Below are 25,277 nucleotides of genomic sequence, written 5' to 3'. Positions count from 1 at the left end.
GATGTTGCTTGGTGCAGTCCGCCGAGGATGTCGCCTGGAGGAGGGGGGCGGATAATCTGTGCAGAACCGGAAAGACTATCCAGCCGGAGCGGACATTCATCCGCTCCAATCTCTGATCGGCGATGCCGATCGAAGGAGCACGTAGGCGCCAAATGCTTCCGGATCGAGTCCTTTCCGGAATTAGTACTTCCGGTAAAGCCCGATCAGCTTGCCCTGAATCTTCACGCGGTTCGGCGGCAGGATGCGCACCTCATAAGCGGCATTGGCGGGCTCGAGGGCGATCGAGGCGCCGCGGCGGCGGAAGCGCTTGAGCGTGGCCTCCTCGTCGTCGATCAGCGCCACCACGATGTCGCCGGTATCGGCGCTCTCGTTGCGCTGGATCAGCGCCATGTCGCCGTCGAGGATACCGGCTTCGACCATGGAATCGCCGCGCACCTCGAGGGCGTAGTGCTCGCCCGAGCCGAGCATGTCGGGCGGCACGCTGATGGTGTGGCTGCGGGTCTGCAACGCCTCGATCGGCGTACCCGCCGCGATGCGGCCCATCACGGGCACCGCAACGGGCCGCTCGCCCTCGTCCACGGATGGGCTGGAGCTCGCGCGGATCTTACCGAGATTGCCCTCGATGACGCTTGGCGTGAAGCCGCGCCGGGCGCCGGCGGCAGCCTGGAGCTCCGGCAGCTTGATCACTTCGATGGCGCGGGCGCGGTTGGGCAAGCGGCGGATGAAGCCACGCTCCTCGAGCGCGGTGATCAGGCGGTGGATGCCTGACTTCGAGCGCAGGTCGAGCGCATCCTTCATCTCGTCGAAGGAGGGCGGCACGCCGCTTTCCTTCAAACGTTCGCTGATGAACCGCAGAAGCTCGTATTGTTTGCGCGTTAACATCTCGACCAAAGTCCCCCGGTTGATGTCGTTCGATTCCGAGACGATGAGTTCAGCGATAAGCCGCTACATGCTCGAAACAAATCATGAACGGACACTATATGTTCGATACATGTTCCGCAACTGCTTAATTTACCGTGAACGAAGCGAAACTCGCGCAATGCGTGTGGCCGAGCGCTCAGACGGGGAGCCGTAGCACCTCGCAAGGGCTGCCGGCCTCGGCCTTCGGCGCGAACGGTGGGCGCACGAGAAGTACCTGTGCCGCAGCAAGATTCGCAAGCAGAGAGGAGTCCTGGTGGCTGACGGGAATAGCGACGGACGTGCCGTCGTCGCGCAGCTCCAGGCGCGCGCGCAAGTAATCCTCGCGCTGGTCGTTGGCGCCGAGGTCGCGGCCCAGCACGGCGCGCTCGCGACGATGATGAATCACTGAATGGCCCGACAAAGCGCGAATCAGCGGCACCATGAACAGGAACGCGCACACGTAGGACGACACCGGATTGCCGGGCAGGCCGATCACGCGCATCGCGCCGAGCCGTCCGTGCATCATCGGCTTGCCGGGCCGAATCGCGATCTTCCAGAAGGCCATCGAGATGCCTTCGCCCCGGAGCGCCTGCTGGACCAGATCGTGGTCGCCGACCGACGCGCCGCCGGTCGTGATCAGGATGTCAGCGCCGCTCTCGCGGGCGCGGCGGATCCCGGCGGAGGTGGCCTCCATGGTGTCCGCGGCGACACCGAGGTCGATGGTCTCGGCGCCCTCGCTGCGGGCGAGCGCGTGCAGGGCGTAGCCGTTGGAATAGACGATCTGGCCGTGCCCGGGCGTGGTGCCCGGCATCACCAGTTCGTCGCCGGTGGCGAGGATTGCGACCCTCGGGCGGCGGCAGACGGCGAGCTGCGGGTGGTTCATCGCGGCCGCAAGCGCGAGATCGCGCTCTGTCAGACGGGTTCCCTTGCGCAGGAGGACGTCGCCTTCACGGAAATCGACGCCGGCCGGGCGGATGTGCCGTCCGGTGATCGCGGCTTCCTTGATCGTGACGCTGGTGCCGTCCGCGACGGTGTCCTCCTGGATCACGACCGCGTCCGCACCGTCGGGTACGACGCCGCCGGTGAAGATCCGCACGGCTTCGCCGGCGCCGACCGCTCTCGCGAAAGGACGGCCGGCTGCGACCTCGCCGATCACAATCAGCCTGGAATCGATCGTCGCCGCATCAGCCGCGCGCACGGCATAGCCGTCCATCGCCGACATGGCCTGCGGCGGCTGGGTGCGCCGCGCCGCGACATCGTGCGCGAGCACGCGGTGATAGGCCTCATTGAGCGCGACCATCTGTTCAGGCAGCGGCTCTGCCCCCGCCAGCACCGCAGCAAGGGCATCGGAAACCGGCATCAGGGCCACAGGCGACTCCGCAACAAATCAAGGCTGGATCGGCATGGTTCTAGCCGAGCGGAGGGACCGACGCAAAAGGGGCCCTCAGTCGAGCGAGAAGACGCACCTCGTTTCGGCGCAACCTGGGCTTATCTTTCCGTCGATGACAAAGTTGCTCGAAGAGGCACTCCAAGCCGTGCGGCAGCTTCCTGCGGATAGCCAGGACGAGATCGCGCGCGCGATGTTGGCTCTGACCGGCAACGTAGGGGAGCCCGAGGAAATCGACCCCAGCCATCTTCCTGCGGTCCTTGAGGGGCTCGCACAAGCGAACCTCCGGCAGTTTGCCTCTGACGCCGAGATCGAGGCCGCGTTTCACCGCTTCGAGCGATGAAGCTCAGATTCACACCACGTGCTGCACAAGATCTGATTAGCATTGCCGACTATGTTAGGGAGCGCAGCCCGCGTTGCGCGTGCGCGCTGCGATCCTCGAATCGCTTCAAAATCTTGTTCGCTTCCCGCGACTTGGGAGGCCACAGAAAGTCGAGGGCGTGCGCAAGCTGGTGACGCGACGGTACCCTTGTCTTGTTTACTGCCAACTCGACGAAGAGGCTGGTGAAATCGTCATTCTGGCGATCCGGCATCCCTCGCGGGAACGAGAGCACTCGGACGCCTGAGGCCGCTTTTGAGTCCGTCGCGGCATGATCCGGAAGGCGAGACAGACCGGGATGAGGATGACCACAGCGAGCACGAGAAGGACGAGCGCCACGGCCAGCGTCGGTCAACGTGCGCTCGGATCGTTCGGGCTGACGTCCAATGCGACGTCGGGAGGTTTAGGGCCTTGGTCCTTGTCGGGGAGCGGATCGGCCTGCGATTTCAGGTCGGCAGCCTTGCTGATCAGCTTGGCGGACAGGTCAGAATCCGAGGTGTTTCTTGCGAATTCAAGCAGGAGAGAGGCTTGCTTGGTGAGGTAGGTTTTGCCCAACACGTCGATCAGTCCGATGTAGAAGTCCCAACGGACTCAAGAGTCGGAAGGGCGGTATTCCGTTCCCGGAACTCTGTATAAAAATGCACAAAGTGATCAAGTTCCACACTTTCGGAAAATTAGTTCCAGGAAGCCCTGCTCGCAGCTGGCTTCTGGTGACGGCGGGCTGGCGTCAGATGCCCAATGCTTTCAAGGCGTTGCCGACGTCGCGCGGCGACCTCACGTGCACTGCTGTCAATCCACGCGCCCGCGCCCCCTCGATGTTCTCTTCGAGGTCGTCGAAGAACACGATGCGCCCCGCAGGCAGGCCGATCGCGGCGACCACATGGTCGAAAGCCTCCGCGTCCGGTTTGCGCAGGCCGATGCTGGACGACAGATACAACTCGCGGAAATGACCGAGCAGATCGGCATATGCCTTAGAGAAATGATCGACATGCGGCCGGTTGGTGTTGGAGAAGGCGTAGAGCGGCATCTGTTTCGCTGCGCGCGGCAACAGCTCGGCGATGTCAGGCATCTCGCCGGCGAAGATCGCGTTCCAGCCTTCGAGGAACTGCGCGTCGGAAATCGCGATCCCGAGCGAGGAGCGCAGCGAGGCGAAATAGTCCGCGTCGCTGATCTTGCCCACTTCGTGCAGCCGATAGGCTTCGCTATCGCGTACATAGCGCGCGACGATACTTTCGGGTTGGCAGCCGGCATGCCCCGCCCAGCAGGCGATCGCCTTGGAGAAGTCGATGTCGAGCACCACGCGCCCGAGGTCGAACAAAAGCGCATCCGCGCTGCCGGGAGAGATCGATGTCATTGCGTCCTTTTCACTCGGTATCTGCCAATCAGTACCGATAAGGCTCGTGGTCGAACAGCGGGAATGCGCTGAACACGCTCGGCGCGTTGGTGGCGGTCGCCGGATGCAGGCAGGCTCTGTCGATCTCTGCAAACGACGTGGCGCCGAGCAGGCCGAGGCAGCGCAGCACCTCGTCCTCCAGGAGCTCCAGCATCCGCGCGATGCCGGCTTCGCCGGCCGCCGCCAGCGCCCAGCATTGCAGTCGGCCGATGCCGACCAGATCTGCGCCTGCCGCGATCGCCTTGACGATGTCGGTGCCGCGACAGATGCCGCCGTCGACCATGATCTTGGCGCGACCCTTCACGGCTTCGACGATCTCGGGCAGCACATGCATGGCACCGCGGCCATGGTCGAGCTGGCGGCCGCCATGGTTGGAGACATAGATCCATTCGACGCCGTGATCGACCGCGATCAGGGCGTCCTCGGCGGTGGCGATGCCCTTCAGGATCAGCGGGATCTTGAACTTGTCCTTGATCATCTTCACGGTCCGCCACTCCAGACCCTTCTGGAAATCGCCGCCGGTGGCGCGCAGGCGGCTCTCGCGAACGTAGCGCTTGGCGATGTCGCGTTCGCGACGGCTGTAATGGGCGGTGTCGACGGTCAGGCAGAACGCGGCGTAACCGTTCTTCTCGCTTCGGCTGACGACATCCGCGACGAAGGAATCGTCGCCGCGAACATAGAGCTGATAGAGCCGGAGCGCATCGGGCGCGGCCTCGGCGGTCTGCTCCAGGCCCGGCTCGGACACCGAGCTCAGCATGTGCGCCGCACCGAAGGTGCCGGCACCGCGCGCGACGCTCGCCGCACCATCCGGATCGAAGATTTCGAGCGCGCCGACGGGAGCCAGCACCACCGGAAGGCGCATCTTGCGGCCGAACTGCTGAACCGAGCCATCCACCTTGCGGACATCGCGCAGCACGCGCGGGCGAAAGGCGATCTCGTCCAGCGCCATGCGATTGCGGCGCATCGTGGTTTCGGTCTCGGCGGCGCCGACGATGTAGTCCCAGGCGTTCTGATTGAGGTTGGCCCGCGCTTTCCGGACGAATTCGTGCAGATTCTGGAACGGCTCGTTGCTGGCGCCGAGTTCGACGTTGCGTTCCGGCCGGATGCGGGGTGCTTCGTTCATTGTTGTCCTCCCGAGAATTTGAAGCCTTATGCCATCGCCTAACCCGTCCAGCCCTCCAAAACTATCCTAAAATTGCATAGCTGCGAGGCGTGGACCGGCCGATGATTCCCCTTGCGGGTGGCCAGTCCTGTAACGTTGCCAAAAGTTTAGGTCCGGGCGAAAGCGATTTCTGCGGTGGTCCCGTGGGCGTGGCATCCCGGCCTTGAAGAAACCAGAATGGTATTGTGAGAAGCGGACTGGATCGCCAATTGCATGGCGCCTCCCAAGTCTCGAGAGACAAGCTTAAAGCGAACCGCCCAAGCAAAAAGGCCAGCCCATCCATGCGGAAATCCCTGCTGTTCCCTCTGGGCACGCTCACTGGAGCGTGTCTCACCCTTCTGGTAGCCAGTCCGCACGGCGGCGTATGGGCGGCGCGGGCGGCAGCGAACGCGAATGATGCCTATTCCCAGCTCAATCTGTTCGGCGAAGTGTTCGAGCGCGTGAAGGCGAGCTATGTCGAGAAGCCCGACAATGCCAAGCTGGTCGAAGGCGCGATCACCGGCATGGTGACCTCGCTCGATCCGCATTCGCGCTACATGAACGCGAAGGCCTGGACCGAGATGCAGGAGACCACCTCCGGCGAGTTCGGCGGCCTCGGCATCGAGGTCACGATGGAGGACGGCCTCGTCAAGGTCGTCTCGCCGATCGACGATACGCCGGCCTCGAAGGCCGGCCTCATGTCCGGCGACCTCATCAGCAAGATCGACGGCGAGGCCGTGCAGGGCATGACGCTCGAGCAGGCCGTCAACAAGATGAAGGGCCCGGTCGATACCCAGACCAAGCTCAGCATCGTGCGCAAGGGCGCCGACGCTCCACTCGACGTCGCGATCAAGCGCGAGATCATCCATGTGCGCCCGGTGCGTTTCCATGTCGAGAACGGTGACATCGGCTATGTCCGCATCACCTCGTTCAACGAGCAGACCACCGACGGCCTGAAGAAGGCGATCGCCTCGATCACCAGGGACGTTCCGCAGGAGAAGCTCGTCGGTTACGTGGTAGATCTGCGCAACAATCCGGGTGGATTGCTCGACCAAGCCGTGTCGGTGTCGAGCGCCTTCCTGCAACGCGGCGAGGTCGTTTCGACCCGTGGCCGCAATCCGGAGGAGACCCAACGCTTCACCGCCCATGGCGGCGACCTCACCAAGGGCAAGCCGCTGGTGGTGCTGGTCAATGGCGGCTCGGCCTCGGCCTCGGAGATCGTGGCCGGCGCGCTGCATGACCACAAGCGTGCCACGATCATCGGCACGCGCTCGTTCGGCAAGGGCTCGGTGCAGACGATCATTCCGCTGGGCGCGGGAAATGGCGCGCTGGCGCTGACCACGGCGCGCTACTACACGCCGTCGGGCCGCTCGATCCAGGCCCAGGGCATCGCGCCCGACATCGAAATCCTGCAGGACGTGCCGCCGGAGCTGAAGGGCCGCATGGACACCATGGCGGAGTCTCAAATGCGCGGGCATCTGTCGGCCGGCGAAGGTGGCGAGCAGACGGGGTCACAGTCCTACGTCCCGCCCAAGGACGAGGACGACAAGGCCTTGCATGCGGCTTACGACTTCCTGCACGGCGTCACCGCGAACGCGGTTGCGGCGAAGCCCGCGTCGAAGGCTGCGGTGCCGAATTAGGACTACCGCTTCGAGACATCGATTGTCGCCCGGGAGTGCATCACCGCTCCCGGGCGATTTCGTTTGGGGACCTTGGCGGTGATCCTTTAGCCGGACCTAACCGGCTTCGCGGCGACGGCTTTCCTTGCCGCTGCGCTGGGCGAGCCGGCTGCGATGCAGCGCGAACAGCTCCAGCACCTTGTCGGCGGGCTTGGCGGCGCTGAACAGATAGCCCTGCATCTCGGAACAGCCGAGCGCCCGCAGCAGGCGCTGCTGCTCCTCGGTCTCGACGCCCTCGGCCGTGGTGGTCATGCGGCGCGCGGTCGCCAGATTGACGACGGCCTGGACGATGCTGGCGGAGCCGTCGGGACCGGCGATGTCGTCGACGAAACAGCGGTCGATCTTGATCTTGTCGAACGGGAAGCGGTGCAAATAGCTCAGCGACGAGTAACCGGTGCCGAAATCGTCGAGCGCGATGCGCACGCCGATGGCGCGGAGCTGGTGCAGTATCGTGAGCGCGGCATCGTCGTCGCGGATCAGCACCGCCTCGGTGATCTCGAGCTCCAGCCGGCTCGCCGGCAGGTTCGAAGCGGCGAGCGCCGCCATGATCTTCAGCGCCAGCGTGCCGCTCTTGAATTGCACCGGCGAGACGTTGACCGCGAGGCGGATGTCGTCGGGCCAGTTCGCAGCGTCCCGGCAGGCAGTCGCCAGCACCCATTCGCCGATCTCGTTGATCAGGCCGGTATCTTCGGCGATCGGGATGAACTCCGCCGGCGAGACCATGCCGCGCTCGGGATGGCGCCAGCGCACCAGCGCCTCGCAGCCGGTGATACGATCATCCTTCAGGCTGAGGCAGGGCTGGTAATAGACCTCGAGGCCGCCTTCGAGACCTCCTAGGGCGATGGCGTGGCGCAGATCGCTCTCGAGCTGCCGGCGCTCGCGCACCTTGGCATCCATCTCCGGCTCGAAGAAGCGGTAGGTGCGCCGTCCCGCCGACTTGGCGGCGTACATCGCCATGTCCGCGTTCTTGAGGATCTGGTCGAGCACCGTGCCGTGTTCCGGCGCGAGCGCGATGCCGATGCTGGCGTCGGTGGTGAGATGATGGCCCAAGCAGTCGAACGGCGCGCGGATGGCCGCGAAGACCCGCGCGACGAGCTCGCCGACCTGGTCCCGCGACGTCACCGCGCTCTGGACGATGGCGAATTCGTCGCCGCCGAGCCGCGCCACGAAATCCGCCGGGCCCGCACAGCAGCGCAGGCTTGCGGCAATCGATTTCAACAGTTCGTCGCCGACGAGATGGCCGAGTGCGTCGTTGACTCCTTTGAACTCGTCGATGTCGATGTAATGCACCGCGATCTCTTCGCCGTTGCCGACGGCGGCCAGCTCTTCGCGCAGGTGCTCGTGGAACATGGTGCGGTTGGGCAGATCGGTCAGCGCGTCGTAATGGGCGAGGTGGGTGATGCGTTCCTCGATGCGGCGGCGCTCGGTGATGTCCTCATGGGTCGCCACCCAGCCGCCGTCCGCGAGCGGCTCGTTGAGGATGTGGATCGAGCGGCCATCGGAGGTGTCGACCACCATGGAGTTGCGCGTATGGATGCCCTTCAGCACGCGCGCGACATAGCCGTCGACGTCGCCCGTGAACGAGCCGGTTGCCTTGCGATGGGCGATGATGTCGTGAAAACTGCAGCCGGGCTTCACGATCTCGGCCGACAATCCATACATTTCGATGTAGCGCTGGTTGCAGACCACCATCCGCCGCTCGGCGTCGAACAACAAGAGACCCTGCGTCATGTTGTTGACGGCGCGGTCGAGCCGCTGCTTCTCCAGCGTCAGCCGTTCGCGCGAGGCGCGGTGTTGCTCCAGCAGCTTGCGCACGATCGCGATCAGCACGCCGGCGATGGCGAGCGCGGAGGCGCCGGCGACCGAGATCAGCATGCCGATCTGCTCGCGCCAGTCGGTCAGGGCCGCCGCACGCGTCGTGGTGGCCATCATCAGGATCGGGAAATGGGGCAGTGCGCGCGAGGCGATCAGTCGATCTTCGCCGTCGATGGGGCTCGTGAAACGGCCAGCGAAATGATCGAGCCCGAAAACCCTCTGCTGTTCGAACGGACCGGTCTTGAAGTTTCGCCCCATCAATTCGCTGGAATGGGGATAACGGGCGAGCAGCGTGCCGTCCCGATGCAGCATCGAGATCGTCGCGCCTTCGCCGAGCGCAACGGTGGCGAAGAACTTCTCGAAGTTGGCGGGCTCGATGCCGCGTCCGACCACACCCAGGAACTCGCCGTTCGGCCCGACGATCTTGCGCACGATCAGGACGGTCCAGGCACCCGAGATGCGGCTGTGCAGCGGCTCGATCAGGACATCCGGCGAATTGGGATCGTACTTGAAGGTGCGAAAATAGGCGCGGTCGGCCATGTTGACCTTTGGGACCGGCCAGGCCGTCGACGAATTGATCAGATTGCCTTCGGCGTCGATGATGTTGACGCCGCCGATATAGGGCAGTGCCTCGATCTTCGAACGCAGCATCTGGTGGACGCCCTGACCAGAGAGGCGGGTGCGGAAGTCCGCAACGCTGACAATGCCGATCGAACGTGCGTGATCGACGAAGTCTCTCTGGATGACCGCGAAATCCTGCAATTGCTGGTCGAAGTGATGGGCGAGCATCAGCACGGTGTTCTCCAGCTCGCGGCTGGAATTGCGCAGCGCCCGCTCGCGGAAGTTCTGCGCCATCAGGACCGAGCCTACGGCGATGGCCGCGATCAGCAGCGTGCCGCCCACCACCAGCCAGCGGATCGGTCCGCTGCGCACGAAGGCTTGGTCAAACAGGCGACTGCCGAATCTCGTCATCATGCTGGATCATTGCCGTGCACACGCCGGGATCAATTCTCGGCCCCGAAAACATCCGTGGGTTTACGGGAACGGTGTGGAGGCGAAGTTAGGAAGCGCGGTTAACGGAGCGTGAACGGTCGCGTGCAAAAGCAATCGATGGGCGCGATGCAGCAGGCGTTCGCTGAAATGAGCGTGCTTCAGGCGCGGTAATGGCCGGACTTGCCGCCGAGCTTCTCGACCAGATGGATGCCTTCGATACGCACGCCGCGCTCGACCGCCTTGATCATGTCGTAGATGGTGAGGCAGGTGACAGACACCGCGGTGAGTGCCTCCATCTCCACGCCGGTCGGTCCGGTCACTTTCACGCTGGCCCGCACCACACAGCCCGGCAGCTTTGCGTCGGGCTCGATGTCGACAATGACCTTCGACAGCGCGAGCGGATGACAGAGCGGGATCAGCTCCGAGGTGCGCTTGGCGGCCATGATGCCGGCGATGCGCGCGGTGCCGAGCACGTCGCCCTTCTTGGCGTTGCCTGAGACGATCAGGTCGAGCGTCGCCTTGGTCATGACGACGCGGCCTTCCGCGACCGCGAGCCGCTCGGTCGCCGGCTTGTCCGACACGTCGACCATTCGGGCCTCGCCGGAGGCGCCGATATGGGTGAGGGCGGGGCCTGCCTTGGTCCTCGAGGATTTGGTCTTGGACGGCGAAGCCTTGCGCGCCATGTCAGCGCGTACCGGTCGCGCGCGCGCCCGTCTCGCGCGCGAGCAAGGTGCGCGTCGCCGCGGTGACGTCGGCCTGCCGCATCAGGCTTTCACCGACCAGGAAGGTCGACATGCCGACGCGCTCGAGCCGGGCGAGATCGGCGGGCGTGAAGATGCCGCTCTCGCCGACCATCAGCCGGTCGGCAGGGATCAGCGGCGCCAGGGCCTCGCTGGTGGCAAGCGTGGTCTCGAAGGTGCGAAGATTGCGGTTGTTGACCCCGATCATCGGCGAACGAAGTTTCAGCGCCCGATCGAGCTCGGCGCGGTCGTGGATTTCGATCAGCACGTCCATGCCGTAGGCGAAAGCGGCGTCTTCGAGATCCTTGGCGGTGGCATCGTCGAGCGCCGCCATGATGATCAGGATGCAATCGGCGCCGTGCGCGCGGGCCTCGACCACCTGATAGGGGTCGAACATGAAATCCTTCCGCAGCACCGGCAGCAACGTCGCCGCACGCGCCGCCACCATGAAATCGAGATGCCCCTGGAACGAGGGCGTGTCGGTCAGCACCGACAGACAGGCCGCGCCGCCGGCCTCATAGGCCTTGGCGAGCTGGGGCGGGTCGAAATCGGCGCGGATCAGCCCTTTCGAGGGCGAGGCCTTCTTCACCTCCGCGATCAGCGCGTAATCGCCGTTGGCGTGCTTGGCCTTGATCGCGCCCACGAAGCCGCGCGGAGCCCCTTGCGCCTTGGCTCTTGCCTCAATCGCCGCGAGCGGCTGCGCGCGCTTGGCGGCTGCGATCTCCTCGCGCTTGTAGGCTTCGATCTTGGTCAGGATGTCCGACATGTCAGGCTCAGCCGTTCGAGACCGCGATCAGGTGCTTCAGCTTCGCGTTGGCTGCGCCGCTGTCGATCGACTTCATGCCGATCGCGACGCCTTCCTTGAGGTCCTTGGCGCGCCCGGCCACGACCAGTGCAGCTGCGGCGTTCATCAGGGCGACGTCGCGGTAGGCGCTCGGCTTGCCGTCGAGCACGCTTTGCAGCGCGATCGCATTGGCATCGGCGTCACCGCCCTTGAGCGCGCCGGCCTCGCAACGCGGCAGGCCGGCGTCTTCCGGCGTCACCTCGAAATTCCGGATCTCGCCATTGTGGAGCGTGGAGACGAAGGTCGGGCCGGTGAGGGTAATCTCGTCGAGGCCATCGGAGCCGTGCACCACCCAGGCGGATTCGGAGCCGAGATTCTTCAGCACCTGCGCCAGCGGCTGCACCCATTGCCTGGAGAAGACGCCGACCATCTGCCGCTTCACGCCGGCCGGATTGGACAGCGGGCCGAGCAGATTGAAGATCGTGCGCGTCGCAAGCTCGACCCGGGTCGGACCGACGTTCTTCATGGCGGGATGGTGGGCGGGAGCGAACATGAAGCCGATGCCGCATTCGCGCACGCAACGGCCGACCTGATCGGGCCTGAGGTCGATCTTGACGCCGAGCGAGGCCAGCACGTCGGCGGCGCCCGAGCGCGACGACAGCGCGCGGTTGCCGTGCTTGGCCACCGGCACGCCGGCGCCCGAGACGATGAAGGAGGCGCAGGTCGAGACGTTGACCGAGCCGGAGCCGTCGCCGCCGGTGCCGACGATGTCGACCGCGTCAGGCGGTGCCGTCACGGTCAGCATCTTGGAACGCATCGCCGAGACCGCGCCGGTGATCTCGTCGACGGTTTCGCCGCGCACCCGCAGCGCCATCAACAGGCCACCCATCTGGGAGGGCGTGGCCTCGCCACTCATCATGGCGTCGAAGGCGGAAGCCGCTTCGTCACGCGACAGGCTGGCGCCGGTCGCCACTTTTCCAATGATCGATTTCAGGTCGTCCATCGCGTGCTTTCAACTCACTGGTTCGCGCCGGTCACCTGCGCGAAGGCGGCCTGATTAATGGTGGTCCCGATGTCGGTTTCAAGCTTGTTGACGTAGGAGGCGACCTGCTCCTCGGTCTGGGCGCGGTCGAGGCTCTCCTTCAGCTTCTTGACCGCGTCTGAGGCAACGTCGACCGCGGGATCGACGATATCGGTGACGCGGAAGACGATGACCTCGGTGCCGCCGGTCACCGGCGTCTGTCCGACGCCATCCTTGGCGGCGCGGAAGGCGGCCGCCACGACGGAAGCGGGCACGCTGGCGGGCGTATCGTCGCGCTTGAAGCCGGTCGCGGTCTCGACCTTGGCGCCGATGGCGGAGGCTTCATCGGCGAGCTTGCCGCCCGCTTCGAGCTTCTGCACCATCTCGGTCGCCTTGGTCTTGAGCTTGGTCGCGATCTGGTCCTGGCGCCAGCGCGCCTCGACCTGGTCGCGGACCTCGTCGAGATTGCGGTCGCGTGAGGGCGTGATGGCGAGCACGTCGTACCAGACATAGCCGCCCTTGAACGAGATCGAGTCGTTGTCGACGCCGACATCGGTGTTGAAGGCCTGCGACACCACGTCGAGGCCCTGCGGGATATTCGCGACCGGCTGGCCGTCCGGGGCGCGGCCGGAGCGGTCGACCGCGTCGATGGTCACGGCGGTGAGGCCGAGCTTCTGCGCCGCGTCGATCACGCTGGCGCCGCCGCCACGCTCGTCCTCCATCTTGTCGCGGAGATCGTTGACCTTGACGCGCGCGCGCTCGGTTGCGATCTCGCGCTTGATGTCGCCGGCAAGGGTTGCGTAGTCCGCCTCTTTGCCCGGCTCGATCTTGTCGACCTTGACGATGGATGTGCCGAGAGCGCCCTGGATCGGCTGGCTGATCTCGCCGGCGGGAAGCGCGAAGGCGGCTTCGCCTACCGCGGCATCCAGCGAAGATTTGGTGACGAGGCCAAGGTCGACATCGGAGGCGCTGAGCCCGCGCTCCTTGCCGAGGTCCTCGAACGACATGCCGCCGACGAGGCGCTCCCGGGCGGCCTGCGCTTCCGCCGCGTTGGGGAAGACGATCTGCTGGATCTGGCGCTTCTCTGGCGCGCCGAGCCGGTCCTTGCGCTGCTCGAACACTTTCTTGGCGTCCTCGTCCGACACCTCGCTCCACTTGCCGATTTCTTCCGGCGAGACCACCACGAAGGCGATCTTGCGATATTCGGGCGCGCGGAACTGAACCTTGTGATCCTCGAAATAGGCCGCGAGCGCCTCGGGCGAGGGCGCGTCGATCTGGCCTGCCTGGGCGGCATCGAGCCTGACGAACTCAATGGCGCGCTGCTCGTTCTGGAAGCGCGTCAGCACGTCGATCATGGCCTTCGGCGGCTCGAGGCCGGCGCCGATCGTGCCGGTGATCTGCCGGCGCAGCGACACCTTGCGCTGCTCGGACACGTAGCGCTGCTCGGTATAGCCGAAATTGCGGATCACGGCCTGGAAGCGGTTCGCATCGAAGTTGCCGCCAACACCCTTGAAGTTAGGGTCGTTCATGATGACCTGGCGGATCTGGTCATCGGACTGACCGAGCCCGAGCCGGCGTGCCTCCTCGTCGAGGGCAGCTTCCGCGATGGTCTGCTGCAGCACCTGGCGGTCGAGGCCGAAGGCGCGCGCCTGGTCGGGCGTCAACGGACGGCCGAACTGCCGGCTGATCTGCTGCAGGCGGTCGGTATAGATCTGGCGGAACTCGTTCAGCGAAATCTCGGTGTGGCCGATCTTGGCGACTGTGGACTGCCCGAAGCCGCGGAAGATGTCGGCGATGCCCCAAATGCCGAAACTGACGATCAACACGCCCATCACCACGGCCATAATGGTCTTGCCGAGCCAGTTTGATGAGGCTTTGCGCATTCCTCGAAGCATTTGGTCCAACTTGTCTGAGCAGGAGGGGAACGGGAACGCGTCTTAATGCAGATTCCGCAAAAGCGCGTCACCAAATTGATCAATCATCATAAAGTGGCGGCTTTCGCCCCGCAACCTCGGGTCCGCCGACGCTGACGGCGGCGGTTAAGAACCTCTGGTCTCTGGAACTGCGCCGGGTCCTCTGCTAGCGCATGCACAAACCTCATTCTGCTGGGAATCGACATGACCGACGCCATCCGCCCCCTGATCGCCGGCAATTGGAAAATGAACGGGCTGAAGGCCCAGGCTGCCGAGTTCGACGCCATGCTCAACGGTGCGGCAGATGTGGCCGCAAAGGCCGACCTGCTGGTCTGCCCGCCGGTGACCCTGATCGCAGGCTTTGCCGAGAAGGTGCGCGGCAAGACGGTCGCGGTCGGGGCTCAGGATTGCCATCCCAAGGCCTCCGGCGCGCATACCGGCGATATCTCCGCCGAAATGCTGGTGGATGCCGGGGCGAGCGCCATCATCGTTGGCCATTCTGAGCGTCGCGCCGACCACGGCGAGGGCGATGGCCTGATCCGCCAGAAGGCGGAAGCCGCCTGGCGCGCCGGGGCGACAGCGATCGTCTGCATCGGCGAGACGCAAGGCCAGCGCGACGCCGGTCAGACCCTGGACATTCTGCGCGGGCAACTCGTGGGCTCGTTGCCGGATGGCTCGACCGCCGCGAATCTCGTCGTGGCCTATGAGCCGGTCTGGGCCATCGGCACCGGCCTGACCCCCACGGTCAAGGATGTCGAGCAGATTCATGGGTTTATCCGGGAGCTCCTGACCATCAGGTTCAAGGCCGACGGTGCCAGGACGCGCATCCTCTACGGCGGCTCGGTCAAGCCTTCGAATGCGGCCGAGCTGATGGCGGTCAAGAACGTCAACGGGGCGCTTGTTGGCGGCGCCAGCCTGAAGGCGGCTGATTTCCTTGCCATTGCCAAGGGCTGCCCCTAGCTAAGTCCAAACCGCGGGACCGGCCCGATCGGGGGTGGCAATACCCCCTCCGATCGTGTAACACCGCGCAACTTCAGGAAAACCCGCGAAGCGCGATCGGCCGCCGTCAGGCGCCGCCCGCTTGTGACGGAAGGGCACTATGCAGACCGTTGTCATCGTCATTCACCTCATGATCGTCACTGTGATGATCGGCGCCGTCCTGCTCCAGAAGTCGGAAGGCGGCGGCCTCGGCATGGGTGGCGGCGCGGGCTTCATGTCGAGCCGAGGCACCGCGAATCTCCTGACGCGGACCACCGCGATCCTGGCTGGGCTCTTCTTCCTCACCAGCCTGTTCCTGTCATGGCACGCGGGCTACAGCCGCGCACCGTCGTCGATCATCGGCACCCCGGCGTCGCAGGGCCAGCCGGCCGGCGGATCGCCGATCGCGCCGCCGACCTCGGGCGGCATCCTGGATTCGCTCAAGAAGGCCGACGAGCAGCAGCAGGCCCCGGCCCCGACCGGCCCGCAGGTGCCGCGTTCGCAATAAAGCAGGGGGGCCATGCAGGGCGGCTGCTACCGTCCTGCATCAACAATCCCCATCAAGGCACTGTCACCACTCTTAGTTTTGGCTCACCCACAGGCCCGCAAAATCTTTGGGGCGGAATACGAATCGCTTTGGCGAATCGAATTCGAGGGATTAGAGGTTAAGTCCCATGGCGCGGTACATATTCATCACCGGCGGCGTGGTTTCTTCGCTCGGCAAGGGTCTGGCTTCAGCGGCACTCGGTGCGCTGTTGCAAGCCCGGGGCTACAAGGTCCGCCTCCGCAAGCTCGACCCCTATCTCAATCTCGATCCCGGAACGATGTCGCCGTATCAGCACGGCGAAGTGTTCGTGACCGATGACGGCGCGGAGACCGATCTCGATCTCGGTCACTACGAGCGATTCACCGGCCGACCGGCGACGAAGCAAGACAACATCACGACGGGGCGCATCTATCAGGACATCATCTCCAAGGAACGCCGCGGCGATTATCTCGGCGCGACCATCCAGGTGGTTCCGCACGTCACCAACGCCATCAAGGAATTCGTCCTCTCCGGCAACGATGACTACGATTTCGTGCTGGTCGAGATCGGCGGCACCGTCGGCGACATCGAGGGCCTGCCGTTCTTCGAGGCGATCCGCCAGCTCAAGAACGAGCTGCCGCGCGATCACGCCGTCTACATCCATCTGACGCTGCTGCCCTATATTCCGAGCGCCGGTGAATTGAAGACCAAGCCGACGCAGCACTCGGTGAAGGAGCTGCGCTCCATCGGCATTCAGCCGGACATCCTGCTCTGCCGTACCGACCGCGAGATCCCGAAGGAGGAGCGGCGCAAGTTAGGGCTGTTCTGCAACGTGCGCGAAAGCGCCGTGATCGAGGCGCGCGACGTCGACAACATCTATGCCGTGCCTGAGGCCTATCACAACGCGGGCCTCGACGACGAAGTGCTCGCCGCCTTCGGCATCGGCTCGCGGATTCCGCCGGAGCTGCGCAGCTGGCAAGAGATCAACGAGCGCGTCCGCAATCCCGAAGGCAACGTCACCATCGCCATCGTCGGCAAATACACCGGCATGAAGGATGCGTATAAGTCGCTGATCGAGGCGCTCTCGCATGGCGGCATCGCCAACAAGGTGAAGGTCAATCTCGACTGGATCGAGAGCGAGATCTTCGAGAAGGAAGATCCCGCGCCGTTCCTCGAGCACGTCAACGGCATCCTGGTCCCCGGTGGATTTGGCCAGCGCGGCGCGGAAGGCAAGATCAAGGCAGCGCAGTTCGCGCGCGAGCGCGACGTGCCGTATTTCGGCATCTGCTTCGGCATGCAGATGGCGGTGATCGAGGCCGCGCGAAACCTCGTCGGTATCGAGGACGCCAATTCCACGGAGTTCGGCCCGACCAAGGAGCCCTTGGTCGGCCTGATGACGGAATGGCTGCGCGGCAACGAGCTCGAGAAGCGTTCGCAGGCCGGCGACCTCGGCGGCACGATGCGGCTTGGCGCATACCCTGCGGCGCTGAGCCGCGGCAGCCGTGTCTCCCAGGTCTATGGCGGCGCCACCGAGATCTCCGAGCGCCACCGCCATCGCTACGAGGTCAACACCGCCTACAAGGATCGTCTCGAGCAGCACGGCCTGAAATTCTCAGGGCTCTCGCCCGATGGCGTGCTGCCGGAGATCGTCGAATACGAGGATCACCCCTGGTTCATCGGCGTCCAGTTCCACCCCGAGCTGAAGTCGCGGCCGTTCGAGCCGCATCCCCTGTTCGCCTCGTTCATTCAGGCGGCGATGGTGCAGAGCCGGCTGGTGTAGTCGGCTCGCCCGCCTTTGAAGGGCGCGCAATTTGTTGCGACAACTCCCCCGCCGCAAGAACAACAATGCATGGAGTGAACTCCGATGATCTACGAAATGCGCGTCTATCGCTGCTTGCCCGGCCGGCTGCCGGCGCTCTTGAAGCGGTTCGAGACCGCCACGCTGAAAATCTGGGAGAAGCACGGCATCAAGCAGGCCGGGTTCTTCACGACGCTGATCGGCGAATCCAATCAGGACCTGACCTATTTCCTGGCCTGGGACTCGCTCGCCGAGCGCGAGAAGAAGTGGGGCGCGTTCGCGACCGATCCGGACTGGATGAAGGCCCGCGCCGAGAGCGAAGCCGACGGTCAGATCGTCGCCAATATCGTCAGCCAAATCCTGACGCCAACGGCGTTCTCGGCGGTGAAGTAGCGATTCCCGCCGCAGCGGGGAACCCCAGCGCAACCCTGATATTCTGACGGCCCGGACCGAATAGGGTTGATCCGACCCTTATCGCGGCTATGGTCGCGCCGAAACGAGGGATTTGCCTTGAGCTCTTCGCATTCAGCGGCGCCGGTCGTCACCATTGGCAGCGTCAAATTCGGCAATGACCTGCCGATCTCGGTCATTGCCGGACCCTGCCAGCTCGAAAGCCGCCAGCATGCGCTGGAGGTTGCCTCGGCGCTGAAGGAGATCGCGGCGCGGCTGAACATCGGCCTCGTCTACAAGACCTCGTTCGACAAGGCCAACCGCACCAGCGCGTCGGCGGCGCGCGGGCTGGGTCTTTCGCAGTCGCTGCCGATCTTCGCCGAAATCCGCGCCTCACTCGGCCTGCCTGTGCTGACCGACGTGCATGAGGCCACGCAATGCGCCGAGGTCGCGCAGGCGGTGGACATCCTGCAGATACCCGCCTTCCTGTGCCGGCAGACCGATCTGCTGCTGGCTGCGGCTGCGACCGGCAAGGTCGTCAACGTCAAGAAGGGCCAGTTCCTCGCGCCCTGGGACATGGCGAATGTCGTCACCAAGATTACCAGCGCTGACAATCCCAACGTGCTCGTCACCGAGCGCGGAGCGTCCTTCGGCTACAACACGCTGGTCTCCGACATGCGCGCGCTGCCGATCCTGGCGCGCACCACCGGCGCGCCCGTCATCTTCGACGCCACCCATTCGGTGCAGCAGCCGGGCGGGAAGGGGACCTCGTCGGGTGGCGAGCGCGAATTCGTGCCGGTGCTCGCGCGTGCTGCAGTTGCGGTCGGCGTCGCCGGCGTCTTCATCGAGACCCATCCCGATCCTGATCGCGCCCCCTCCGACGGGCCCAATATGGTGCCGCTGCGCGAGTTCGAAGGGCTGATCGCCAGGCTGATGGCGTTCGACGCGCTGGCAAAGAATCCGCGCTGATGCAGCAAGGCGAGCTGCGGCCGCACGATCACGGCTTGCCGACGGCGCTCTATGTCATCTCAGGGGCAAGCTTCGCCGCAGCATTGTCGGCGCGCGCGCTCGATCCGGTGCTGCCGCACGTCGCCGAGGATTTCGGCGTCAGCATCGCCACCGCCGCGGGCTTTGCCGCAGTGTTCGCCTTCACCTTCTCGATCATCCAGCCCATCGTCGGCGCCGCCGCCGATCTGTTCGGCAAGACGCGGCTGATGATCGGCTGCCTCGCGCTGCTCGGCCTCGCCAACATCCTGGGCGCGCTCTCGTCCTCGTTCTCGGTTCTGTTCGCGACCCGCATCCTCGCCGGCATCGGCTCGGGCGGCGTGTTTCCGGTGGCGCTCAGCCTGACCAGCGACCTCGTCGGGCCCGAGAAGCGCCAGGTTGCGATCAGCCGCACGCTTGCGGGGGCCATGACCGGCAATCTGCTCGGCGCCTCGGCTTCAGGTCTGATCGGCGATTTCCTCGGCTGGCGCGGTGTGCTGGCGGTGCTCGGGGGGCTCGTGATCGTGGCGTCGATTGCGGTCGCGGCCGGCTTTCGTGGCGCCAAGGTCAAGCACCCGCCGAAGACGAGCCTGTCGGCGCTGAAGGCCGGCTATCGCACCATCTTCACCAACCCGAATGCCTATGTTTGTTATTCGGCGGTGTTCATCGAAGGCTGCTGCGTGCTCGGCCTGTTTCCCTACATCGCCTCATTTCTGTTCGAGCTCGGCCAGACCTCGCTCTCGATCGCCGGTGTGGTCATCGCAGGCTTTGCGGTCGGCGGCCTGTTCTACACGCTGACGGTGTCGCGCCTGCTGCCGTGGCTCGGCGTGAAGGGAATGATGATCGCCGGCATGACGCTGGTCGCCTCGCAGCTCGTCGCCGTGGCCTTCGGCCCGCGCTGGGAGATTCAGGCGCTGAACCTCGTCGTCATGGGCTGGGGATTCTATATTGCCCATGGCTGTCTTCAGGTGTTCGCAAGCGAACTCTCGATTGGGGCGCGGGCGACGGCGCTGTCGCTGCATTCGTTCTTCTTCTTCATGGGGCAGACCGTGGGACCGCTCGCCTACGGCTTCGGGCTCGAACACGCTGGCAAGCTCCCGACCCTGTTTGCCAGCGCGGCGGTCATGGTCGTGCTGGGCCTTGTCTGTGCCCGGCTGCTCAAGCCGCGGGCACCCTCCGACGCGCGCACCTGACGGACGGCGATACGATGCAGTCCGGTTGGATCGCTGGACTCGGTGGAGGAGGCTAGCTCACGCAGTTCTTGCGATACTCGGCCGGCGTGACGTTCATGTGTCTGCGGAAAATCCGATTGAGATGGCTTTGATCGGAAAATCCGCTCAAGAGCGCAATTTCCTTCAACGCGAGCCGATCCTTGCGCAGATGTTGGCGGGCGCGCTCCACCTTGCGGCTCAGGACATAGGCATGCGGCCGCATGCCATAGTGCACCTGGAACTTGCGCGCGAACTGCACCGGCGAGCAGTTGCAGATATTGGCCAGCTCCTCGAGCGTGATGTTCCTGGAGATGTTCTGTTCGACATAGTCCTCGATCAGCCTTGCATGGGCTGGCCTGAAGCGCCCCTGCGGACAGGGCAGCTTGAATTCCACCGAGGCATATTTTCGCAAGATGTGCACGCTCGCCTGAAGCGCCAGCGCATCGTAGCAGAGCCGGCCGCCCGGACCGCCTTCGGACACTTCCTGCACCATCCGGTCGCCGATCCAGGTCAGCACCGGATCTTCGATTCTGAGCAGATCGTGGAGTTCGACGCTTCCTGAGTCGCGGTCGAATGCCTCGCTCGCGGTCTTCGTCATCAGGCTCGGCGAGATGTAGAAATGGCTGACTTCGAGGTCATTGCTCCAGCGCCAGTTCGAAGGCTCCGCACGTGTCAGCAGGGTTGTGACACCACGTCCAACGTGATCCTGCTTCCAGGCGCCGGTCACACGGCGGTTCATCGACGTTGTGCCTTCGCGATAGACGACGATCAGGAAGTTCTCCGACGGCGGCACCCAAATGTCGGACGGCGCATAGCGGAAGACGCGCAGCCGAAAGTCAGTTTTGCCCACCGCGGAACTGTCCAGCATCAATTGGCCGGGAGCGTAGCGTGGCAGCTCCTCGACCGTGATGAATTGGCCCATCGCGCGAGACTCCTTCCCCGAATTCTAAGGCGCGGTTGACCGCTTCTGCTTCTCATTGGCCGAACGGCGGAGACGAGCATAAGCCGGTTTTGCCATTTGCCAAGCGAGCCGTGTTGCCGAACTGCAGTACCGGCAAGAGAGCGTGCGGCTTCGTTCAAAGAATTGTCCGATTTGTTCAAGCTCCAGCCGCCGGAATACTCATAGCTTTCCCCCAATCCCGTACTGACGGGATCAACAATGACGCGCTGCACCACCATCCGATCGTATGACGGGTGGGGAAGGTCGTGCGCACTCAAAACCATCGAGGAGGAAAAAATGGCGGAAGCGCTGACCAAATCCAACGGAAGCAACGGTTCGCATGGAACCGCGAGGCTCGATGCCGTGATTGTCGGAGCCGGCGTCGCCGGGCTCTACCAACTCTATCGTCTGCGCGAGCAGGGATTGAGCGTCAGGGGGATCGACGCCGCGTCGGGCGTCGGGGGCACCTGGTATTGGAATCGATATCCCGGCGCGCGCTTCGACTCCGAGGCCTACATCTATCAGTATCTCTTCTCAGAGGAGCTCTACAAGGGTTGGAGCTGGAGCGAGAAGTTTCCGGGCCAGCCCGAAATCGAACGCTGGATGAATTACGTCGCCGACCGTCTCGATCTGCGCAAGGACATCCAGTTCAGCACGACGGTCGAGAGCGCGCATTTCAACGAGGCCACGCAGCGCTGGCTGGTCACGACCGACCGGGGCGACGTGATCGACACCCAGTTTCTAGTCACCTGCTGCGGCATGCTGTCGGCTCCCTACGTTTCGTTTCCGGGGCAGGAGACTTTCAAGGGGCAGTTGTTCCATACGGCGCGCTGGCCGAAGCAGCCTGTCGATCTCGCAGGCAAGCGCGTCGGAGTTATCGGCAACGGTGCGACCGGCATCCAGGTCATCCAGACGATCGCCGGCGATGTCGGCCATCTCAAGGTGTTCATCCGCACGCCGCAATACATCATCCCGATGAAGAATCCGAAATTTGGAGCCGCGGATGTCGAGGACTACAAGGCGAGATTCAAGTCGCTCACCGAACGCCTGCCGCGCACCTTCACCGGCTTTGAATACGACTTCGAGCACGCCTGGGCAGACCTCACGCCGGAGCGCCGCCGCGCGGTCATCGAGGCTTGCTGGAATGACGGTTCCCTGAAGCTATGGATATCCTCGTTCGCCGAGCTGTTCTTCGACCCGGAGGTCAATGCCGAGATCTCCGCATTCGTGCGCGGGAAGATGCGCGAGCGGCTCGGGGATCCGAAACTGTGCGAAGCGTTGATTCCCGCCGAATATGGGTTCGGAACGCACCGTGTACCCCTCGAGCAGAACTTCCTCGAGGTCTTCCATCGTCTCAACGTCGAGATCGTCAGCGTCAAGAGCAATCCGATCGATCGCGTAACGCCCACGGGTATTCAGACCGCTGACGGTACGGTCCATGAGCTGGATGTCATTATCCTTGCAACCGGCTTCGACGCCGGCACCGGTGCCTTGACGCGCATCGATATCAGGGGCCGCGGCGGCCGATCGCTGAGGGAGGACTGGGGCAGGGACATCCGCACCACGATGGGCCTGCAGGTGCACGGCTATCCCAACCTGTTCACGACCGCCGTTCCGCTCGCTCCGTCGGCCGCGCTGTGCAACATGACCACGTGCCTGCAGCAGCAGGTCGAATGGATCGATGACTGCATCAAGTACATGCGCAGCAAGGATCTGAAGGTGGTCGAGCCGACAAAGGACGCCCAGGACGGCTGGGTGGCCCATCACGACGAGATCGCGAACGCGACGCTGATCGCGAAAACCAATTCCTGGTACCTGGGCTCGAACGTCGAAGGCAAGCCGCGCCGTGTCCTGTCGTATTGCGGCGGCGTCGGCGCGTATCGGCAGAAGTGCGACGAGGTCGCGATGAACGGTTACGAGGGCTTCGCGATGCAATGAGCGCTCGCCACGCGAGCATCGACCACATCAATCAATCCAGCACGGGAAGGAAGATCATGATCATGAATTTTGGCGCGACGGCAGATGCCGTTCTCGACGGCGTCGTCACATCCACACCGCGCGTGCCCGGCGTTGTTGCAATGGTGACGGACCGCCGGCGCAACATCTATGAAGGCGCGGCCGGCAAACGCCGTCTCGATCAGACGGCGGACATGACCACCGACAGCGTCTTTGCCATTTTCTCCACGACCAAGGCGATTACCGGCACGGCCGTTCTGCAACTCGTCGAGGAGGGCAAGCTCGATCTCGATGCGCCCGCGAAGCGCTACGCGAACGAGATCGGAGAGCTGCAGGTGATCGAGGGCTTCGATGCGGCGGGTGAGCCAATCCTGCGTGCACCGAAGCGCGATATTACCACGCGCATGCTGATGACCCACACGGCGGGCCTGAGCTACGATTTCATCAACCACACCTATAACCGACTGGCCCAGGAGAAGGGGCAGCCCAACGTGATCACCGCGACCAAGGCCTGCCTGATGACCCCGCTGCTGTTCGATCCCGGCGAGCGCTGGGACTATGGGACAAATCTCGACTGGTGCGGCCAGATCGTCGAGGCCATCACGGGCAAGCGACTCGGTGAAGTCTTCAAGACGCGCATCTTCGAACCGCTCGGGATCAAGGACATGACCTTCGAGCTGACCGACGCGATGCGCCAGAAACTGGCCGGCATCCACGCGCGAAACGCCGACGGGTCGCTGACGCCGATGGATTTCGAGCTTCCGGCAAAGCCCGAAGTCCATATGGGCGGCCACGGCCTGTACGGCACGGTCGGCGACTACATGCGTTTCATCCGCATGTGGCTGAATGACGGGGCTGGCGAGCACGGGCGCGTGCTGAAAGCCGAAACCGTGCGGATGGCGGAGAAGAACCATCTGGGCGACAGGAAGGTAACGCCGATCACGGGTGTCATCCCGTCGCTGTGCAACGACGCGGAATTCTTTCCGGGCCAATCCAAATCCTGGGCGCTGAGCTTCATGGTCAACGATGAGGAAGCCCCGACGGGACGTCCCGCCGGCGCGCTGGGCTGGGCCGGGCTGGCCAACCTGTTCTACTGGATCGATCGGCAGAACAACGTCGGCGGGTTCTGGGCCACCCAGATTCTGCCCTTCGGCGATCCGACATCGTTCATCGGCTATATGAACTTCGAGACGGCGTTCTACCAGAGCCTGAGGCAGCGCTTGGCGAGCTAGGACCATGATGCGAGAGCGACCTCGTCGCTGTCGACCGAGGCCGTTTCTCTCGATGGTCAAACGTGACCGAGCTAGGCCCTGACCCCGCCCGCGATACGGCGCGACGCCTTGCTCGGGCACCCACAGGCCCTTAGACCGTGGGACCGCTCGCCTACGGCTTCGGGCTCCAGCACGCCGGCAAGGTTCCAACCCTGTTTGCCAGCGCCGCGGTCATGGTCGTGCTCGGCCTTGTCTGTGCCCGGCTGCTCAAGCCGCGGGCACCCTCCGACGCGCGTACCTGACGAAAGCGCGCCGGACCCCTGCAACTCAATCGGACGCCATGCCTTCGGCGTGCTACAGCCAGGGATGACAAAGTTTCTGATCGCCGCGCTGCTCGCCATTGCTCCGGTCGCCGCGCAGACGTCTAAGCACAGCCCAAGCCACCCGTGACGGATCGCGAGCAGGTGCAAGCTGACCGCGCGAAAGCGGCTGCCGAGGACAAGAATGCGCCGACCACGCGTCCATGGGACAGAGATGCCAGCGGCAAACGTCCCTGGGAAAGGTCATCCATCTCCAAGTAGCGCGGCGCGAGTCGTGACCAGGTTCGCGCGCTTCGATATTCACGCGTCCTCAGCCGCGTCCGCGATAGGGCGCAACCCCTTGCTCCGGCACCCACAGGCCCTTCGGCACGCGGCCGGTCTGCCAGAACACGTCGATCGGAATGCCGCCGCGCGGATACCAATAGCCGCCGATGCGCAAGAATTTCGGCTTGATCTCGCTCGCGATGCGCTTGCCGATCATCACGGTACAGTCCTCGTGGAAGGCACCATGGTTGCGGAAGCTCGCGATGTAGAGTTTGAGCGATTTCGACTCCAGCAGCCACGCACCTGGCGCGTAGTCGATCATCAGATGCGCGAAATCCGGTTGGCCCGTGACCGGACAGAGCGAGGTGAATTCCGGCACGGTGAAACGCACCAGATAGTCGGTGCCCTTTTGCGGATTGGGCACGCGGTCGAGCTGAGCGTCTTCCGGTGTGTGCGGCCACTCGACCGCACGGCCGAGCTGGAGGGATTTCTTCGCCATCGTCGTCACATCCTGTGGAGCATGATCCGGACCCGGAGGGCCGCGTTAGCGCAAA

At 64.3% G+C, this 25,277-nt stretch carries 23 protein-coding genes; 11 read left to right on the top strand and 12 right to left on the bottom strand.

Annotation, left to right across the window (positions count from 1 at the left end; translation table 11 throughout):
* Nucleotides 1-180 precede the first annotated feature (180 nt).
* Nucleotides 181-882, bottom strand: coding sequence for a transcriptional repressor LexA (lexA, locus tag UNPA324_RS21545; protein ID WP_128919360.1), 702 nt, complete (start codon nucleotides 880-882; stop codon nucleotides 181-183).
* Nucleotides 883-1,057: 175 nt separating this feature from the next.
* Nucleotides 1,058-2,269: a molybdopterin molybdotransferase MoeA gene (locus UNPA324_RS21540; RefSeq protein ID WP_141935826.1), complete on the bottom strand. Its 1,212-nt coding sequence runs from the start codon at nucleotides 2,267-2,269 to the stop codon at nucleotides 1,058-1,060.
* A 133-nt stretch (nucleotides 2,270-2,402) separates the two neighbouring features.
* On the opposite strand from UNPA324_RS21540, the gene UNPA324_RS21535 reads away from it, so the two are divergent.
* Both UNPA324_RS21535 and UNPA324_RS21530 read left to right on the top strand, forming a co-directional pair.
* Nucleotides 2,403-2,630 (top strand): hypothetical protein, encoded by a 228-nt coding sequence (locus tag UNPA324_RS21535; RefSeq protein WP_141935822.1) that lies wholly within the window; start codon nucleotides 2,403-2,405, stop codon nucleotides 2,628-2,630.
* A 79-nt stretch (nucleotides 2,631-2,709) separates the two neighbouring features.
* The gene (locus UNPA324_RS21530) at nucleotides 2,710-2,913 is read left to right on the top strand and encodes a type II toxin-antitoxin system RelE/ParE family toxin (RefSeq protein WP_245471874.1); all 204 of its coding nucleotides are present in this window, start codon (nucleotides 2,710-2,712) and stop codon (nucleotides 2,911-2,913) included.
* A gap of 104 nt (nucleotides 2,914-3,017) precedes the next feature.
* Here UNPA324_RS21530 and UNPA324_RS21525 read toward each other — a convergent pair whose 3' ends face one another.
* The 3 genes from UNPA324_RS21525 to UNPA324_RS21515 form a co-directional block, all read right to left on the bottom strand.
* On the bottom strand, nucleotides 3,018-3,224 hold the full coding sequence (locus UNPA324_RS21525) for a hypothetical protein (protein ID WP_128919363.1): 207 nt from the start codon (nucleotides 3,222-3,224) through the stop codon (nucleotides 3,018-3,020).
* Between the two features lie 169 nt (nucleotides 3,225-3,393).
* Complete coding sequence (locus tag UNPA324_RS21520) at nucleotides 3,394-4,020, bottom strand: HAD family hydrolase (protein WP_128919364.1); 627 nt, start codon at nucleotides 4,018-4,020, stop codon at nucleotides 3,394-3,396.
* Between the two features lie 28 nt (nucleotides 4,021-4,048).
* Nucleotides 4,049-5,182, bottom strand: coding sequence for an alpha-hydroxy acid oxidase (locus UNPA324_RS21515; RefSeq protein WP_141935820.1), 1,134 nt, complete (start codon nucleotides 5,180-5,182; stop codon nucleotides 4,049-4,051).
* A 320-nt stretch (nucleotides 5,183-5,502) separates the two neighbouring features.
* On the opposite strand from UNPA324_RS21515, the gene UNPA324_RS21510 reads away from it, so the two are divergent.
* Entirely contained in the window at nucleotides 5,503-6,840 is a 1,338-nt protein-coding gene (locus tag UNPA324_RS21510; RefSeq protein WP_128919366.1) for a S41 family peptidase, read from the top strand.
* A gap of 96 nt (nucleotides 6,841-6,936) precedes the next feature.
* On the opposite strand, the gene UNPA324_RS21505 is transcribed toward UNPA324_RS21510, so the two are convergent.
* The 5 genes from UNPA324_RS21505 to UNPA324_RS21485 all read right to left on the bottom strand — a co-directional run bounded on the left by UNPA324_RS21505 (nucleotide 6,937) and on the right by UNPA324_RS21485 (nucleotide 14,127).
* A complete protein-coding gene (locus UNPA324_RS21505; protein WP_141935818.1) occupies nucleotides 6,937-9,669 on the bottom strand; it encodes a bifunctional diguanylate cyclase/phosphodiesterase in 2,733 nt (910 codons plus the stop codon).
* A gap of 176 nt (nucleotides 9,670-9,845) precedes the next feature.
* Entirely contained in the window at nucleotides 9,846-10,370 is a 525-nt protein-coding gene (gene moaC / locus UNPA324_RS21500; protein ID WP_128919368.1) for a cyclic pyranopterin monophosphate synthase MoaC, read from the bottom strand.
* Between the two features lies 1 nt (nucleotide 10,371).
* Entirely contained in the window at nucleotides 10,372-11,193 is an 822-nt protein-coding gene (gene trpC / locus UNPA324_RS21495) for an indole-3-glycerol phosphate synthase TrpC (protein WP_128919369.1), read from the bottom strand.
* A gap of 7 nt (nucleotides 11,194-11,200) precedes the next feature.
* The gene (trpD, locus tag UNPA324_RS21490; protein WP_141935815.1) at nucleotides 11,201-12,214 is read right to left on the bottom strand and encodes an anthranilate phosphoribosyltransferase; all 1,014 of its coding nucleotides are present in this window, start codon (nucleotides 12,212-12,214) and stop codon (nucleotides 11,201-11,203) included.
* A gap of 14 nt (nucleotides 12,215-12,228) precedes the next feature.
* Entirely contained in the window at nucleotides 12,229-14,127 is a 1,899-nt protein-coding gene (locus UNPA324_RS21485; protein WP_128919371.1) for a peptidylprolyl isomerase, read from the bottom strand.
* 222 nt (nucleotides 14,128-14,349) lie between these two features.
* On the opposite strand from UNPA324_RS21485, the gene tpiA reads away from it, so the two are divergent.
* From tpiA to UNPA324_RS21455, 6 genes are all read left to right on the top strand, one after another.
* Nucleotides 14,350-15,105: a triose-phosphate isomerase gene (gene tpiA, locus UNPA324_RS21480; RefSeq protein ID WP_141935813.1), complete on the top strand. Its 756-nt coding sequence runs from the start codon at nucleotides 14,350-14,352 to the stop codon at nucleotides 15,103-15,105.
* Between the two features lie 139 nt (nucleotides 15,106-15,244).
* Complete coding sequence (gene secG, locus UNPA324_RS21475; protein ID WP_128919373.1) at nucleotides 15,245-15,631, top strand: preprotein translocase subunit SecG; 387 nt, start codon at nucleotides 15,245-15,247, stop codon at nucleotides 15,629-15,631.
* Nucleotides 15,632-15,797: 166 nt separating this feature from the next.
* Complete coding sequence (pyrG, locus tag UNPA324_RS21470) at nucleotides 15,798-17,429, top strand: CTP synthase (protein ID WP_128919374.1); 1,632 nt, start codon at nucleotides 15,798-15,800, stop codon at nucleotides 17,427-17,429.
* Between the two features lie 84 nt (nucleotides 17,430-17,513).
* Nucleotides 17,514-17,840 (top strand): NIPSNAP family protein, encoded by a 327-nt coding sequence (locus tag UNPA324_RS21465; protein WP_128919375.1) that lies wholly within the window; start codon nucleotides 17,514-17,516, stop codon nucleotides 17,838-17,840.
* Nucleotides 17,841-17,957: 117 nt separating this feature from the next.
* The gene (gene kdsA, locus UNPA324_RS21460; protein ID WP_128919376.1) at nucleotides 17,958-18,806 is read left to right on the top strand and encodes a 3-deoxy-8-phosphooctulonate synthase; all 849 of its coding nucleotides are present in this window, start codon (nucleotides 17,958-17,960) and stop codon (nucleotides 18,804-18,806) included.
* Nucleotides 18,806-20,014, top strand: a complete 1,209-nt coding sequence (locus UNPA324_RS21455) for an MFS transporter (protein ID WP_141935811.1) — start codon at nucleotides 18,806-18,808, stop codon at nucleotides 20,012-20,014. The genes kdsA and UNPA324_RS21455 overlap by 1 nt, the downstream gene beginning before the upstream one ends.
* A 52-nt stretch (nucleotides 20,015-20,066) precedes the next feature.
* On the opposite strand, the gene UNPA324_RS21450 is transcribed toward UNPA324_RS21455, so the two are convergent.
* Nucleotides 20,067-20,954 (bottom strand): helix-turn-helix domain-containing protein, encoded by an 888-nt coding sequence (locus tag UNPA324_RS21450; RefSeq protein ID WP_141935810.1) that lies wholly within the window; start codon nucleotides 20,952-20,954, stop codon nucleotides 20,067-20,069.
* Nucleotides 20,955-21,269: 315 nt separating this feature from the next.
* On the opposite strand from UNPA324_RS21450, the gene UNPA324_RS21445 reads away from it, so the two are divergent.
* Nucleotides 21,270-22,910 carry a flavin-containing monooxygenase gene (locus UNPA324_RS21445; RefSeq protein WP_141935808.1) on the top strand — a complete coding sequence of 547 codons (1,641 nt, stop codon included), beginning with the start codon at nucleotides 21,270-21,272 and terminating at the stop codon, nucleotides 22,908-22,910.
* A 56-nt stretch (nucleotides 22,911-22,966) separates the two neighbouring features.
* Nucleotides 22,967-24,160, top strand: coding sequence for a methyl acetate hydrolase AcmB (acmB, locus tag UNPA324_RS21440; RefSeq protein WP_128919379.1), 1,194 nt, complete (start codon nucleotides 22,967-22,969; stop codon nucleotides 24,158-24,160).
* Between the two features lie 609 nt (nucleotides 24,161-24,769).
* Here acmB and queF read toward each other — a convergent pair.
* On the bottom strand, nucleotides 24,770-25,222 hold the full coding sequence (gene queF / locus UNPA324_RS21425; RefSeq protein WP_181769466.1) for a preQ(1) synthase: 453 nt from the start codon (nucleotides 25,220-25,222) through the stop codon (nucleotides 24,770-24,772).
* Nucleotides 25,223-25,277 lie beyond the last annotated feature (55 nt).

The sequence above is a fragment of the Bradyrhizobium sp. UNPA324 genome, assembly GCF_006658635.1.
Classification (GTDB): domain Bacteria; phylum Pseudomonadota; class Alphaproteobacteria; order Rhizobiales; family Xanthobacteraceae; genus Bradyrhizobium; species Bradyrhizobium nanningense.
Note: the sequence above shows the minus strand (reverse complement) of the source record. Positions and strands in the feature narration are given on the sequence as shown.